This window comes from Microbulbifer sp. GL-2, from assembly GCF_007183175.1.
Lineage (GTDB): Bacteria > Pseudomonadota > Gammaproteobacteria > Pseudomonadales > Cellvibrionaceae > Microbulbifer.
This window is the reverse complement of sequence record NZ_AP019807.1, coordinates 301,812-316,337: the sequence shown is the minus strand read 5'-3', so window position 1 is coordinate 316,337 and position 14,526 is coordinate 301,812. Positions and strand designations below refer to the sequence as shown.

14 protein-coding genes are annotated in these 14,526 nt (G+C 50.2%); 3 read left to right on the top strand and 11 right to left on the bottom strand.

What is annotated here, in order from left to right:
• Positions 1-163 precede the first annotated feature (163 nt).
• Positions 164-1,336 (bottom strand): hypothetical protein, encoded by a 1,173-nt coding sequence (locus GL2_RS01435; RefSeq protein ID WP_143728956.1) that lies wholly within the window; start codon positions 1,334-1,336, stop codon positions 164-166.
• A 114-nt stretch (positions 1,337-1,450) separates the two neighbouring features.
• Entirely contained in the window at positions 1,451-1,873 is a 423-nt protein-coding gene (locus GL2_RS01430) for a hypothetical protein (RefSeq protein ID WP_143728955.1), read from the bottom strand.
• 839 nt (positions 1,874-2,712) lie between these two features.
• Between GL2_RS01430 and csrA the strand changes: the two genes are divergently transcribed.
• Positions 2,713-2,901, top strand: a complete 189-nt coding sequence (csrA, locus tag GL2_RS01425; protein ID WP_143728954.1) for a carbon storage regulator CsrA — start codon at positions 2,713-2,715, stop codon at positions 2,899-2,901.
• Positions 2,902-3,043: 142 nt separating this feature from the next.
• Here the strand turns inward: csrA and GL2_RS01420 are convergent, their stop codons facing one another.
• From GL2_RS01420 to GL2_RS01395, 6 genes are all read right to left on the bottom strand, one after another.
• The gene (locus GL2_RS01420) at positions 3,044-3,298 is read right to left on the bottom strand and encodes a hypothetical protein (RefSeq protein ID WP_143728953.1); all 255 of its coding nucleotides are present in this window, start codon (positions 3,296-3,298) and stop codon (positions 3,044-3,046) included.
• 100 nt (positions 3,299-3,398) lie between these two features.
• Positions 3,399-3,761 (bottom strand): hypothetical protein, encoded by a 363-nt coding sequence (locus tag GL2_RS01415; RefSeq protein WP_143728952.1) that lies wholly within the window; start codon positions 3,759-3,761, stop codon positions 3,399-3,401.
• A 412-nt stretch (positions 3,762-4,173) separates the two neighbouring features.
• Complete coding sequence (locus GL2_RS01410) at positions 4,174-6,948, bottom strand: valine--tRNA ligase (RefSeq protein WP_143728951.1); 2,775 nt, start codon at positions 6,946-6,948, stop codon at positions 4,174-4,176.
• 147 nt (positions 6,949-7,095) lie between these two features.
• Positions 7,096-7,914: a hypothetical protein gene (locus GL2_RS01405; RefSeq protein ID WP_143728950.1), complete on the bottom strand. Its 819-nt coding sequence runs from the start codon at positions 7,912-7,914 to the stop codon at positions 7,096-7,098.
• Positions 7,915-7,929: 15 nt separating this feature from the next.
• Positions 7,930-8,412, bottom strand: a complete 483-nt coding sequence (locus tag GL2_RS01400; RefSeq protein ID WP_232053731.1) for a DNA polymerase III subunit chi — start codon at positions 8,410-8,412, stop codon at positions 7,930-7,932.
• 59 nt (positions 8,413-8,471) lie between these two features.
• Entirely contained in the window at positions 8,472-9,938 is a 1,467-nt protein-coding gene (locus GL2_RS01395) for a leucyl aminopeptidase (protein WP_143728949.1), read from the bottom strand.
• Positions 9,939-10,128: 190 nt separating this feature from the next.
• Here GL2_RS01395 and lptF point away from each other — a divergent pair, with 190 nt between their 5' ends.
• Positions 10,129-11,265, top strand: a complete 1,137-nt coding sequence (gene lptF / locus GL2_RS01390; RefSeq protein WP_143728948.1) for an LPS export ABC transporter permease LptF — start codon at positions 10,129-10,131, stop codon at positions 11,263-11,265.
• Complete coding sequence (gene lptG, locus GL2_RS01385; protein ID WP_143728947.1) at positions 11,252-12,313, top strand: LPS export ABC transporter permease LptG; 1,062 nt, start codon at positions 11,252-11,254, stop codon at positions 12,311-12,313. The genes lptF and lptG overlap by 14 nt, the downstream gene beginning before the upstream one ends.
• A gap of 6 nt (positions 12,314-12,319) precedes the next feature.
• Here lptG and GL2_RS01380 read toward each other — a convergent pair whose 3' ends face one another.
• The 3 genes from GL2_RS01380 to GL2_RS01370 form a co-directional block, all read right to left on the bottom strand.
• Positions 12,320-12,811: an RDD family protein gene (locus GL2_RS01380; RefSeq protein ID WP_143728946.1), complete on the bottom strand. Its 492-nt coding sequence runs from the start codon at positions 12,809-12,811 to the stop codon at positions 12,320-12,322.
• A 76-nt stretch (positions 12,812-12,887) separates the two neighbouring features.
• Positions 12,888-13,313 (bottom strand): hypothetical protein, encoded by a 426-nt coding sequence (locus tag GL2_RS01375; protein WP_232053730.1) that lies wholly within the window; start codon positions 13,311-13,313, stop codon positions 12,888-12,890.
• Positions 13,314-13,777: 464 nt separating this feature from the next.
• On the bottom strand, positions 13,778-14,491 hold the full coding sequence (locus GL2_RS01370; RefSeq protein WP_172621019.1) for a bifunctional 2-polyprenyl-6-hydroxyphenol methylase/3-demethylubiquinol 3-O-methyltransferase UbiG: 714 nt from the start codon (positions 14,489-14,491) through the stop codon (positions 13,778-13,780).
• Positions 14,492-14,526 lie beyond the last annotated feature (35 nt).

Genomic DNA, 14,526 nt, shown 5'->3' with positions numbered 1-14,526 from the left:
GGATAAAGTTGAGGTGGCGCATTACCTTGACACTCAACTTAAGTGAAGTGCTGCTCGACACTATCGCTAAGTAGAGATTCATTACGGATAGGGGGCCGACCATTGCGGACCCGTACGATGGGTGGTGTGGGGGTCTGTAGCTAGAAACTACCAGCTACCCGATTTAAATTTTTTCACAAATGACACCTAGCTGTTTCTTTAAGTCTCTGCCGGTTGAAGCAATGGTACACAGCTTTTCTTTTCTATGCTCACTAAGAAATATCTTTCCAAGTCGTTGCAAATGCATTATTTCTGAAGGCTTAACAGGATACTTCATTAAGCCACCTTTAAATGAGCTCTTGAAATGCCAATGATTGAAGTAAATGAAAGAGTGAAATTCATTGAGATTCTCTTTGCTTAAATACTCCTCAATTGGTAAGTCACGATACTTTGTTAGAAGTTTCTTATATGATTCTTTACTATCACAAAGGTTCTTATAGCATTCATAGTGAATGTCATCATATGCCTTTATGGATTCGCCTGCGTATTTCTTTAGTCTCACACCATAATTTAATGGCGAAATTTCCTCTTTCCACCATTCAGAGAAAAGCGACGGATAAAGATCAATTTCTAGTAACGTGTTTACACAATTAAACTCTTTCATTGGGTTATAAAAAGTCATATTAAATTGAATGCTTTTTTTCTCCGCATAAGCCAAGCATACTGAGTCCAATATCTGCATTGAGAATTGACAAAGAAGTTCATATATATCTACGACTTCATCATATGAGTTCGCTTTGTTAGAGAACTTAACATGAAAGAACCATTTCCTTGTTATTCCTAGGCATTCGTTCAACGCACAGTGTTCTAAATCCATAAACGCCATGCTATGAAACACCAGAAGATCATGGAAAACCTCATCTGTATCTTTCATCGCCAAATCCCATGAATAGTCTCCTGGCCGCTGTAAATCCCCCGTGCCAATCTTTGCAACATACTCTTGGCTTGATCTAATCCTATAAAGACAAGTTATTATCGACTCAGCAGGAAACACTAGTGCCTGATGAGCACTCACATCACGTAACCTTTTTAGAATTTCATATTCTCTTTGGTTTTGTTCTCTAAAGGTCTTTACAGATTCTCTCAGCCAGTCTGGAGAGTTCTTGATTGAATTTTCGATAAAGAAAAGCAATGATCTCAATGAGTTATTCAAATTCAAAATAAAGTATTTAGGCGTATGATATGACTCATCTAATACCAGCTTGTTTTCATGTACTATTTCGATATTTTGAACTAAATCAGGATGCTCTTTTGCCATCCCTTCAAAAAACAATGAAGACTTCTCTAATTGGAACACCTTATATCCTTGATAAATTTAACGCTTTGCTAAACGGCAGTCGAAACGTAGTGTAGACTGTCCGGTGAATGGCGCACCTTTGCGTCCGAATGAATTTGAACAACCTGTTATATTTTATTTGATAGGTTTTATAGCGTTAGGAATTTTAGGCTCATATTTTTTTGCAGTTCTTGCTGCTGGGTCTTCAATATCCTCTGAAGGGAATAGTACTGGAACTGCGAATTGGACGCGGCTAGCAAGGACGTTTTTTGAGCCTTTTTCACCACCTATATCACCACCAAGAATTCCAGACAGTACCTTAACTTTTGCCCCACCCTTCGCAGAATCTTCAGCGGTGATTGCAATATCAAATGCTACAAGCTGGGAAAAATTATTGTTACGATTATCCCAGGTAGAGTTATTGTTTACAGCTTCACTTTTTCTCATGAGACCACCAGGGTTAACCGACGCACCTAAATTCTTAGTTTTTTCCTGAGCATCTTTGATACCATTGACTATAGAAACTAGCGTTTCCGAAACAAATTCCTTTAGATCCATAAACTCACCTTGAAATATAACAGTGTATTCAAAAGCAGCCGCATTATATCACTAGTCACCATATCCCAAGACGAGAAAACACCTCTAGTCAAAAAAAACATATAAATCAATATGTTAGCCTGCACAGGAGTAGAATTACTTTAGTAGATATATTGCGGTTGCTCTTGATTTTCGATGTTGGCAGCGGAAGAAAATAACAATGTGTATAGAAAGGCAGCAAAATGAAGCCGCTGTGGATGATCTATTGTTTCAGGATTTCAAAGTGAGTTACGGGGAAGAGTGCTAACCTTAACGGCCATTTTTATACGCAACTGAATGTTTCAAAGCGTGAACCACCAAAAATATAGGCACAGAAATAATCTTATTGGATTTTATTCAGTTTGTTTTAGTGTCAAAGCTGCGTAGAATCGGTGGATATTTATCGATATTTGGATCGTCATTGAGCAGCCTTCTAAAGGCCGATGACCAAAGAGATTCAAAGTGCCCAAGAATTTTCTAAAAGAACCATTCCCTCAAAGGAGTACGGTAGCGTGACGTAAAAGTAAGTAAAAGGCGCTGACCCAAGGTGCGCTAACACCAGGGGCCAGCTAACCAAATTGATACTCTAACTATCAAAATGGCTATATGGATCATACGCTAGAAACCCGCTCGTCTTCAATAAAGTGGAGTTCATTCAGTAGTTTGGGGCGTGTCCCTTGGCTCTGGAAGCGTTGCGTCTGCCTTTTCTACCTCTATGCCTACCGTTCTCGCGCCCCACCTGATACTTCCTTAACAGTTACTTTCAAATCCTTCCATTAAGGGAGGTCTACGTATGGTTTGAGTATTCATAGGAAGCAATTATGTTGATCTTAAAGCGCCGGACGGGTGAAAACTTGCGGATTGGAGCGAACGTTTCAATTACGGTATTGGAAGTTAAGGGTAATCAGGTAAAGATAGGCATACGTGCCCCCAAATCACTACCGGTTCACCGTGAGGAAATCTATAGGCGTGTCCAAAAGGAGAGGGTGCTGGGGGATGGAGGTGGTTGAGATTACGGGGCGCCCTAAGTAAGGGCGCGCGTTGGCGTGTTCAGTCCGCTGGGTGATAGGGTTAACGTTCTAATAACTGGCAGATGGAGCGTATCGTAAGCTGCCCGACGCGTGTCTTTCGCGCGTGAAGTTTATTAGCTTGTTATAAGCTATCATGTACCTCTCTCTTATTTTCAAGATCTTCACCACAAAATGGGCAGTATCTTATAAGGAGGTGATGAGAGCACATCTGTGAGCCAACTTCCCCTTCATAACCATCCTCAATATCAAATTCAGTTGCAGATTGCCACTGCGAAAGAACCCAACCCCACTCCACCCGATTAATTTTTTGATAGAAAATTTCAGCATCTTCGTACTGATTTTGCCTACAACTATGTTTTAATTTTTCTTTGATCATATGGATTTATAACGCCGCAAACACGGGCTGAAATGGAGCAGCAAAACTGTGGAATGTAGGTCTAGCCAGCCAGCTTTGCTGGCGATAGTACTTGGCTTTGTTATGTATTTTTGCGCACCTTGTCGAAAAAGAACAGTGGCAATGCTATTACGAGTACTAGCGACCATGTATACAAGAATAATGCAGCAATACTATGTGCTGCCGTGATATACATGGCAACTTGCTTATTTGCACTAAAGAATAGAATAAAGCTTGTTACTAGGCCGACAGTTATTGAGGTAAGTGTGTATATAAAGAGCCAAGTTCCAGACTCACTTGGAGTTAATGCGTACTTCGCAGAATCCATTGCCAACTGAATTGAATCTGCGCAATCAGGGCGAACCGAAAATAGATAAATAACCCACATGCCCACTAATGTAGCTGGCGCTAGTAGGCCTATAGCCCCGGCAATCTTGCTATCCATTTCTCGCCTCGTGTGAATAACATTTATATAGTAATCATTCTGACGACTATTATCATGATTACCAACCTGTATTCAATCAATCAGGATCTTTTATAAAATATCAGCCAAACCGATCGGAAATCATGTTGATTTCTTATTAGTTACTTAGGAGGGTTGCAAAATTGAGCGGTTCCTGAAGCGTTTCACCGCGCTGTAGGTCGTATACCACTTCGGTAAAGCTGATTTTAGAGCTGACAAACCCATAAGCGGTGCAGATACATTGAGCACATACTCGGGTTCTAGAGTTGATAGAAAATCGAAAGGCACTAGGGCAAGAAGGGGTTGCTTGATTTATATCAAAAAAAAGAAAAGGGGGCAGAGCCCCCTATTTTAAATCAGATCCACTCTTTATCGGAGCAGATTACCAGAACTATTAAAGGTTGCTGATTTCCTCAAGTTGCTGTTGCAGGCGCTCTTGGGCCCCTTTCATTTCCGCGAGTTTGTCCTTCTCCTTGGCAACAACGGCTTCGGGGGCTTTGTCCACAAACTTGGGATTGTTGAGCTTGCCTTCAACTCGTGCGAGTTCTTTGGAAAGTTTATCAATCTCCTTTTGTAGACGGGCACTCTCGGCTTTAACGTCGATCAGGCCAGCCATGGGTACCAGCAATTCCATATCGCCTACCAGGGCGGTGGCGGAGGCTGGTGCAGCTTCTCCACTTTCCAGCCAGGTGATTTCTTCGAGGCTGGCTAGTTTGATCAGCAGGCTGCGGGCTTGCTCCAGCAGTTCTTTGTCTCGGCTGGAACCGCCGCGCAGGATCAGTGGGATTTTCTTCGCTGGGGAAATATTCATTTCACCGCGAATATTACGCACGCCTTCAATAACCTGCTTCAACCAGGCAACGGCCGCTTCCGCTTCTTCGTCGATCTTGCTGTTATCTGCTTCCGGGTACTGCTGCAGCATAATGGTGTCACCGTTGGAACCGGCGAGGGTTTTTACACGCTGCCAGATTTCTTCAGTGATAAACGGCATCAGTGGGTGAGCCAGACGCAAAATGGTTTCCAGTACGCGGATCAGGGTGCGGCGGGTGCCTTTCTTCACTGCGTCGGAGGCGTTGTCGTCCCATAGTACCGGCTTGGACAGTTCCAGGTACCAGCTGCAGTACTCACTCCAGATAAAGTCGTACAGTGCCTGGGAGGCGAGGTCGAAGCGGTAGGTGTCCATGGCTTCGCGCACGGTGATTTCGGTGCGCTGCAGTTGGGAAATAATCCAGCGGTCGGCGATGGTCAGTTCAAAATCCGTGCTGCCATCTTGTCCACAATCGTGTTCTTCACAGTTTTGCAGAACGTAGCGGGAGGCGTTCCAGATCTTGTTACAGAAATTGCGGAAGCCTTCGATACGGCCCACATCAAACTTGATGTCGCGGCCGGTGGAAGCCAGTGAGTAATAGGTGTAGCGCAGGGCATCGGTACCAAAAGCAGAGAAACCTTCGGGGAAGTCCTTGCGGGTTTGCTTTTCGATCTTCTCGCGCAGGTGCGGTTGCATCAGACCAGAGGTGCGCTTCTCTACCAGGGTCTCCAGGTCGATACCGTCGATCAAATCGATGGGGTCGATCACGTTGCCCTTGGATTTGGACATCTTCTGGCCGTGGTTGTCGCGCACCAGGCCGTGGACATATACGGTGCTAAAGGGCACTTCCTTCTTGAAGTAGAGGGTCAGCATCATCATGCGCGCGACCCAGAAGAAAATAATATCGAAGCCGGTGACCAGTACTGAGCTGGGGTGGAAGGCTTTCAGTTCTTCGGTATCTTCTGGCCAGCCCAGGGTGCCGAAGGTCCACAGGCCGGAGGAGAACCAGGTGTCGAGTACGTCGTCGTCCTGGCGCAGGCTGATGTCGGCGCCCAGGTTGTGCTTCTCGCGTACTTCCTCTTCGCTGCGGCCAACGTAGACTTTGCCTTCGCTATCGTACCAGGCGGGGATGCGGTGGCCCCACCACAGCTGGCGGGAAATACACCAGTCCTGGATATCGCGCATCCAGGAGAAGTACATGTTTTCGTAGTTTTTCGGTACGAAATTAACACTGCCATCTTCAACGGCGGCGATGGCTTCATCGGCCAGGGGCTGGGTTTTTACGTACCATTGATCGGTGAGCCAGGGCTCGATCACGGCGCCGGAGCGGTCTCCGTGAGGTACCTTCAGGGTGTGGGGCTCTACTTTTTCCAGCAGGCCGAGGGCGTCCAGGTCATCGACCACCTGTGAACGCGCGGCAAAGCGCTCCATGCCCCGGTATTTTTCCGGCACTGCGTCGTTCAAGTGGGCGTCGGCATCGAGGATGTTAATCATCTCAAGATTGTGTCGCTGGCCCATTTCGTAGTCGTTGAAGTCGTGGGCCGGGGTGATTTTCACACAGCCGGTGCCGAATTCACGGTCGACGTATTCGTCGGCAATAATCGGAATTTCACGGTCTGCCAGGGGCAACTTGATGGTCTTGCCAATCAGGTGCTGGTAGCGCTCGTCTTCCGGGTGTACGGCTACGGCGGTATCGCCGAGCATGGTTTCCGGGCGGGTAGTGGCGACTACCAAGTGGCCGGAGCCGTCGGAGAGCGGGTAGCGGAAGTGCCACAGGTGGCCCTGCTTCTCTTCGTTTAATACTTCGAGGTCTGAGATTGCGGTGTGGAATTTCGGGTCCCAGTTCACCAGGCGCTTGCCGCGATAAATCAGGCCGTCTTCATACAGCTTGATAAAGACTTCCTGTACCGCATTGTAGAAGCCGTCGTCCATGGTGAAGCGTTCGCGGGACCAGTCGGGGCTGGCGCCCAGGCGGCGCAGCTGGCGGGTAATGGTGCCGCCGGACTCTTCCTTCCACTCCCAGACCTTCTCAATAAACTTGTCGCGGCCCAGGTCGTGGCGGGATACGCCTTCGGCGCCCAGCAGGCGCTCTACCACCATCTGGGTGGCGATACCGGCATGGTCGGTGCCCACTTGCCACAGGGTGTTGTCTCCCTGCATGCGATGGTAGCGAATTAGGGCGTCCATAATGGATTCCTGGAAACCGTGACCCATATGCAGGCTGCCGGTGACGTTCGGCGGCGGGATCATAATGCTGTAGGGCTTGGCCTCAGTATCCCCGGAAGGCTTGAAGTAGCCGTTCTCCTCCCAGGTTTTGTACCATTGCTGTTCGATGGCGTTGGGCTGGTATGTTTTGTCCATGCGGGCGGGAAACCTTGTGTTTAACTGACTGCGTGCACAGCGTTTTGGCTCAGGATAGTCTGGTGCTTGCTCGGGCTGCGCGGAAAAGGCGGGAATTATACCGCCGGGGTCTGATGGGCAAAAGGCAGGTTTTGCCTGTATTGGTAATCAGTCCCAGACGCCCAGCTCGTCGACGACTTTTTCGATCTGAGCACGTAGCTGTCGCTCGAGTTCTGGTAATTGTTGTGCGACTAATTGTTCAACCAGAGCCTGGCGCTGTCGCTCTTTCTCTGAGGGCTCCAGCTTATCCGCAGGGCCTTCCCGCTCACTCATGGCCTGGGCCATCACCAGGGCCTGGGTGCGTGTAGTCGCACTGGTGGTATCTACTGGTTCAGTCTTTGGATTGTCCAGGCTTTCCCCTGCGGGGACCTTGCCTCCGGTAAGGCGCGCGCGAATATGGGCGGGCAGGAAAGGGTTATCCACCGCCGGGGCACTAGTCTCCTGCGGTGCATCCTCACTGGTTTTGGATGTCCCATCAAAAGTGGCTTCTGGTTCTGCCAAGCCGGTGTTCCTCTCTGCTGGAGGCAGTTTCTGAAGAGGTTGCAGCAATGCCAGGTCTGACTCAGCCAGCTGGATTTCGCTCTCCGTGGGTGCCAGCTCTTCAACCGGGGAGAAAAGGATGGGCAGGTCGGTAGTATCTGTGAGCACTTCCTCATCTTCCTCTTTCGTCCGCGCAGGTTGCTGTTGAGTCTCTGTGATCGCAAGTGAAGACATTACGACCGGCTCAGCGGATAACGTAGGTACCTCTACCTGGGAGGGCTCGGGTGTTCGCTGGCTATTGGGACTGGCTAACTGGTTAAGCAGTGGAATTTCATCAAGGTCATCACTATTAAGGAGATCGTGAAGCGAATTCAGCTCGTTGAGCAACTCGCTGGGCTGCTTACGCTGCTGTCCGCGCTGCTTTTGTTTGTTTTTTCGACCGGACATGGCAATAGTGAGTGATTACATGCTTTGATTGATCTTGTGGGATTGTAACGGATATCCGCGATCACGGAAGTGACCAAATCGTAAACGTGAGCGCTGTAGTGTATCCGGTTGTTGCACAACAATCTCCGCAAGACGATCAAAGCGGCTGAACCACTTGGGTACCTTGCTGCATAAATTAATGAGCAGCCCATGGTGAGTACCAGGGTCTTCCCCACTATTCAGCTCAACGGCTGATTGCTGTTCTTCGTTTTGGAAAGCGTGGGGCAGGAAGCTATCTTCTCGGTAAGTCCATAGCAGCTGGTCAAATTGAGCGGCACGCTCGTGGTTATCCACAGCAACAAGGACACGCAATCCGCTGCGGTAGGCTTTTTCCGCAAGGCGGCAGGCGAAAATATCCGCTTGTTGGGGCTGGTCGGAGGAGAGGATATAAAAATCGATACGGGTCATCGGGAGTGCCGGTAAAATTCTTGCCTGTGCCGAGATGACAAACGGCTCCATTGGAGCCGTTTCGCCAGCCACCCACTGCAAAGTGGACGGCTATTGTGCGCTTTTACTGCTTATTTTCCCAGCAGGTATTCCACCAGTAGCGGAACCGGGCGGCCAGTGGCACCTTTGGCTGCACCGGATTTCCAGGCACTGCCGGCGATATCCATATGCGCCCAATTGTAGTCCTTGGTAAAGCGCGAGAGGAAGCAGGCAGCTGTGACAGAGCCTGCTTCGCGGCCGCCTATGTTTTGCATATCGGCAAAGTTGGAGTCGAGGGAAGGCTGGTATTCATCCCACAGCGGCATCTGCCAGGCGCGGTCACCGGTGGTTTCCCCAGCCTTGATCAGCTCCTTGGCGAGCTTCTCATTATTGGCGTAAAGCCCGCTGGCGTGGTGGCCGAGAGCAATAACACAGGCGCCGGTCAGGGTAGCGATATCGATAACGGCGCGGGGTTTAAACTTGCCGGCATAAGTGAGTGCATCGCAGAGTACCAGGCGGCCTTCGGCATCGGTATTCAGAATCTCGATGGTTTTGCCAGACATGGAAGTCACAATATCGCCGGGCTTGCTGGCGCCGCCGCTGGGCATATTCTCTGCAGCGGCAACCAGTCCCACCACGTTAATAGCGGGTTGCAGCTCCAGCAGGGCGTTCATCACACCGAAGACACTGGCGGCGCCACCCATATCGTATTTCATCTCATCCATAGACTGGCCGGGCTTGATACTGATACCGCCGCTGTCAAAAGTGATGCCCTTACCGACGAGAACCACCGGCTTGTCACTGGCTTTGCCACCTTTGTAGTTCATGGCGATCAGGGCTGGAGGTTGGTCGCTGCCTTTGGACACACTCAGGAAGGCGCCCATACCCAGGGCCTTCATCTTTTTCTCATCGAGCACAGATGTGCTGAGTTTTGTATGTTTTTTGGCCAGTGCGCGAGCTTCGCTGGCCAGGTAGTTGGGGGTGCAGAAATTACCTGGCATATCACCCAGCTCACGGGCAACATTGCTGCCTACAGCTTGGGCAGCACCAACTTCAATGCCTGCCTGAATGGGCTTGAGCTGCTTGCGCTCCAGGGCATGCACGGCGAACTTGGTCAGGGGATAGGGCTTGGCGTCAGTCTGGCACTGGGTGAAACGGTAGGTGGCCAAACCAGCGGCCAGTGCGATTTGTTGTGCCTGCCAGGACTTGTCTGCGCCGTCTACATCCAATTCACACAGATAGCTGACGGCGTCTTTGAATTTCTTTACTGCAGTGGCACTGTTCATGGCCATCTTGCGGAACTCAGCCTGGGTGAGCGAACTCTTACCGGCACGGACTACCAGCACACGATCGCTGGGGCCTTCAATCAAATCGATTAGTTGGGTGCTGCCTGGCTTGGTGCCGAGGTCGCCGCGCTTGAGAATTTTGCCAATCATTCCCCCGGTGAGCTTGTCGAGGCTTTTTCCACTGTGGGAAAGGCTGTTTTTGACATCTGCCGAAATAATGGAGCAGGCTGTGCGCTGTTTGGAGATATCCAGGACCTTGGCGGAGAACTGCATTTTTCGCTTTCCTTAAAATCTGACAATAGATTGCATGGCTCAGGGCCGAGACATAGCAAGAATTTTTAGTAATAATGCGTCGCACAAGTTTAACCCGCCCGTCTTCGGATTGCTGTACCCCGGTTGAAAACTTGTTCATTTTGAATCCAGACTTCATCACACCGCTGTCACCAAGGAATACGTTCGCCCTGTGATTATTTTTCGCTACCTCTGCCGCGAGCTGCTGTATGCCACGCTGGCAGTCAGCGCTGTCCTGCTTTTAATGGTGATGAGTGGCCGATTTGTTAAATACCTGGCGGAGGCTGCCGCGGGTGATATCTCGGCTAATATCCTTTTCTCTCTGATGGGCTTCCGCCTACCGGGTTTCCTCGAACTCGTTCTTCCGCTGGGACTGTTTGTGGGGATCTTGCTGGCCTATGGGCGCTTGTATATAGAAAGTGAAATGACGGTGCTGCACGCCTGTGGTTTCAGTGAGTGGCGACTGCTCATGTATACCCTCGCACCGGCACTGATGGTGGCGCTGTTTGTGGCTTCGATGAGTTTGTATTTCTCCCCTGCGGGTGTTGCACGTTCTACCAACCTGCTCAATATCGAGAAGGCTCGCAATGAATTCGATCACCTGGTGCCGAAGAAATTTATCTCTACCAGTGGTGGTCGCGCGGTCTATTACGCAGAGTCTCTCAGTGAAGACAAGTCCACCATGCAGGATGTCTTCCTGGCGGAGCTCAGGGATGCTGAAGAGGAAACTGAAGCAAATCACCAGGTGGTGACCCGAGCGCGTGAGGGGGTTCAGCAAATCGACCCCGAGACAGGATTGCGCTATCTGGTACTGCGGGATGGTTATCGCTATGCGGGGGTGCCCGGGAAGCAGGAATACCGGCAAATGGAGTTTGCCACCTATGAGGTGCTGCTTGAGTCCCCGCAGCTGCGTAACCGTTGGCGCGACCAGATGGAATCTGCCTCCACTTTGCAGCTGCTGAAAAGTGATGATCCCAAAGAGAAAGCATTTCTTTATTGGCGTTTCAGCCTCCCGGTGCTGGTGCTTGTTGTTGCCGTATTGGCTGTGCCGCTATCCAGAACAAACCCCCGGCAGGGGCGTTTTGCCAAAATGATCCCAGCAATACTCTTGTACCTTGTTTATCTGGTGACCCTGCAGGGAGTTCGCGGTGCTATCGAGGATGGCAAGTTTGCTAACCCGTCTGTAATTTGGCTGGTGCATCCGCCGTTCCTGTTGATAGGTTTGTTGCTCCTGGCTGTGAGGAACTGGCGGCGTAAACCCAAGTTGCGCGCAGAAGGGGTAGAGGGAGCAACTGATGCTAAGGCTTGATTTGTATATTGGCCGCACCGTTGCCCTGGCTGTTGGCGCGGTACTTCTCGTTATCCTGGGGCTCGATATTGTATTCGCCATTGTTGACCAATTGGGCGAATTCAAGGATGGCTACGGTTTTGCTCAGGCAGTGCAGTATGTTTTGTGGAAGCTCCCCGCTCGGATATATGAGCAATTGGGTTTTTCTGCGTTGGTGGGATGTATGGTTGGCCTGGGCACCCTGGCAGGAACCAGTGAGTTGACAGTGATGCGTGCTGCCGGGGTATCCATTGGACGCATCGCCTGGGCTGTGATGAAGCCGATTATTCTGCTGATCCTTATCGGCCTGGCGCTGGCAGAATTTGTTATCCCCAAAACAAATGTGATTGCGGAGAGCAACCGGGCTCGTGCTCTCGGCGAATTGGAGGCCACCGGCCTGGAGAGTGGCCTGTGGCTGAAAGATAGCGGCGAATTTGTGCACTTCAATGCGGCGCTACCGGATGGCGACTTATACGGAGTAACCCGATACCAGTTTGGCAGCGACCAGGAACTTGAGCGGGTGGAGTTCTCCGAGCGTGGTCAGTTTGAAGGAGATAAATGGCAGCTGGAGAATAGCCGAGCCACCAGCTTTTCGGCTGAGAATACCCAGAGTGAGCTTCTGCCGACGAGTCGCTGGAATGCCGAGATCTCTCCAGAGTTATTTGCCCTGATAGTGCCGTTACCCTCGGACCTTTCCCCCCGTGACCTATGGACCTATGGCACCTTCCTCGACCGCAAGGATGAGGATTCCAGTCGCTATTGGCTGCAGTTCTGGAAGAAGCTCCTGCAACCGCTCACCATCGCCAGCCTGGTGATGGTGGCCATATCCTTTATCTTTGGCCCACTGCGTGAGGTAACTACAGGCCTGAGGGTCTTTACCGGCATCATTGTCGGCATTGTCTTCCAGACTGTGCAGGATATGCTCGGGCCTTCCTCGCTGGTTTTTGGCTTTCCGCCACTACTAGCTGTGCTGGTGCCAATTATCCTGTGTTTTGCCGTTGGCTGGTTACTTCTCAAGCGGGCTCGCTAAGGCCGCTTATTTTTTCTTTTTAGGCAGCAGGCGCACTTGGGACTCTGAGATCAGGTCGTGCCAGCTGGCCTTGTCAGATCTAGCCCAAGCAGAAAAGTAACCGAGGCCGAGACAGGCCAGAGACAAGGGTGCCACTATGGCGCGCAGTATACATTGGCGCCAAGTGAGCTGGACTCCGTCCGGGTTGGCCAATATCAGGCGCCAAGCTCGCATGCCAACAGTCTGCCCGGCCACACGCCAGGACCAGAAAAAGTAGCCGGTGATCACCGCAACCGCACCCAGCTGATAAATTGGGCCGCCAACGCAAGGGCTGTAATCCATAGTTTCAGGTTGGCAGTTCAATCCTCCAATCGCCGATGCCACAGGCAGGGCGATAAAGCCATAGACCATCATCAACCCCATCAAAATCAGTAAATCGTACATCAGGGCCGCCAGGCGCCGTCCGACACTAGCAATAGGCAGTTCGGTAAAGGTGGTTGGGGTATTTGAAGTGCTCACGGCTATCTCCGCCAAGTTCAGATGGCGGAGATTCTAACAAACCTGGAGCGAGGCAAGGATAGGTTGATGGCCAGTGTTAAAACTCATACTCAAAAGAGACTTTGAATTTGTCATCGGAGATGCTGACACCATAACCGAAGGAGCTGCCGATTTTGCCCTTGTTGTCGGTATAGCGCAGTAGACTGTTTTGTACAGTACGCTTATTACGTTGTTTATAGGTTTCCCAGCCCATCTTCAGGATTTTTGATAGTGCCCTGCCACCGGTGGTAGGGCGGAATTCATTGGGGTAGGTATGCATTTTCAACCATTGGTAATTGAGACGTCTCTGCATACTGTTCATGGAGTTGTTGCGTAGGAAATCCGCGGCTTGAAATAAGTCCGCGTTGTCCATGGCAAAAGCACTGTCAGTGAAAAATAAACTGCCAGATTGTGTGTTCAGGGCTTGTTGGGAATCTGGAATAAACAGGTCGTCGGCGGAGCAGATACAGCAGGCAGGAAGCAAGAGCAATCCAACGGTTGATGGTAAGATTTTTCCCTGTCTGATTCTGAAACTGCAGAGTACCATTCTTTTTACCCCGGGGTGTTACTTCTCATTTGGGTCGCGGCAAGCGGTCGTTAAATTTATTATGGGACACCTGTATCAAAGTGTTTTCCTATGGAAATTAGGCGGCTCTTACAACTCCACTTACTGGACAGTCTCAAAATGACAGTTTCTTCCTTGGAAGCCGCATGGACTGGGCACTCTCCCATTTTTGTCCAAGCAGTCGCAGCCGTGAGTAGCGGGACGCCAATGTTTTTTTATTATTATTTTGATATTGCCACGTCAAAGCTGATGAAGAATTGATCTTGAGAATGGGCTTATGATCTCTCTTGAATAGCGGGAATTTTCCTTCCAAGGCAATATATGGCGTTTCAAACTTCTATACTGAGCTTTTAGCGTCACGCTTTACAAAGTGGCTATTGTCGTTAGCCCGTCCTAGGTGCTGTGAAGTGTTGAGTCAGCTCGCCGTACAGTATCAACGAAGCCGGTTTACCCGTAGCGGGGTTGAGGGGTTCTTTAAGAGATACCAGGGCAAGGCCGTTTTGGATGAATAGCTGAACCCAGCTGGATGTAGTGCGAAAATACCAGGGTGCTGCCTCTTTGAAGTTCCCGTCTATACCTGCCCAGGAACCTGGCCTCCAGCTATCTATGTAACTCTGTTCGCCACAGCTAACCAGGGGGTGTAGTGTCTGGACCAACAGATGGCCACCGGGGTTGAGCAGTGCGCGAGCCTTTTGGAAAAAGGTTTTTGTGGCTGTTTCACCGATCAGGGAAAAATTGCACACCACCAGGTCGAATTTTTGCGGCAAGGCGCCGGTGTCAAGATCTTCATAACTGGCAGTCATAAATTGTTGACGGCCCTCACTGCGACTCCTTGCCTCAGCGATTAGCTCGGGTACAGCATCAATGCCCCATACCTCGATCCCCTTTGCCGCCAGGACGCGAGCCAGCCAACCCTCACCACATCCAACATCCAGAACACTTGTGGGACTGCGCGCCAGGATAGCGTCGATGATCGCTTGATTAGTGATTAATTCCCGGCTGGGAATGGCTGCCCGATCAATCACTTTCACCCACTCTTTGGCATTTTCGTGCCAGCTTTGCAGGATTTTTTTATCGCTGAACTCGTAATCCTTCACCTTTGGTCCTTTTAGTCTCTGTAATTTTTTTCTGG